1 protein-coding gene is annotated in these 849 nt (G+C 64.2%); it reads right to left on the bottom strand.

Going from position 1 to position 849, the window contains the following annotated elements; translation table 11 throughout:
- The coding region (locus AWU74_RS06460) for a DUF7088 domain-containing protein (RefSeq protein WP_162504953.1) at window positions 1-849 on the bottom strand (849 nt) is incomplete at both ends.

An 849-nucleotide genomic window follows, 5' to 3' on the forward strand; every position in this document is an offset into this window, starting at 1 on the left:
AAAACCGCCGGTTTTATGCCGGGTTCCTTGAAGGAACTCGAACATGACCCCGCGCTTCGCGCGAAGCCATGCGTTGACAGTGCCTTCTGCGCGGGCTATGGTGTTCCCATGACATCCGGCGGTTTCCAGCCACGAGCGGGCGTAGGAATAATCCTCGTCCGGCGAAAGCCCGTTGCCACAGACGAATGTAACCCGCGCCCGCCTGCCGTCTATGAACGAGAGGACGCGGCGGTCAAGCTCGTATTCCAGCCCCTCGGCGGAAAAGGCGAAGGGGACGACCTCCGTCCTGCCGAGGCATTCAAGCGTAACGGCGGAATATACGTCCGTAAACTCGGCGGCATTCCGGCGCTCAAGGCCGATTTGCTGTTTCCGCACGCCGATTTCAGCGAGCGCCGCCTCGGCGTTATCTCTATGCGGGTCTTTGACGGTGAGCGCCGCGTTGTCTGCCGCGGCATACGCCTGCAAAAAGTCGCCGACGTCTCGCGTCTGCGGATACAGGTTTTTCAGCTCAGGCGAGAGGTAATAGGTCAGGCGCACCTGCTCGCCGAGCCGGGAAAGCAGCCGGACGCTGAACGGCGAGGGCGTGAAGCGCTTCGACGAGGTCGCGTTTATGCGGAGCGGGTAGCGCCCGGCGGTGAGCACGGCGAGCGCGAAGGCTGCCGCCGAGAGCGCGGCGCGGAGGCGGCAGGCGGGGGAAGCACCGCCGCGCTTTCGCTTTTCGAGCAAGAAGACGGTCGAGGCGAGGAAGAAGGCAGTCGCCGCGGCATAGAAGGCGAGGTCGCGGCTGTCGACGATTCCCTTTCCGGCGGCGTCAAAGTGCCACGCGAACGAGACGAGGCGGCACAATCC

The organism is Treponema endosymbiont of Eucomonympha sp., assembly GCF_001028545.1.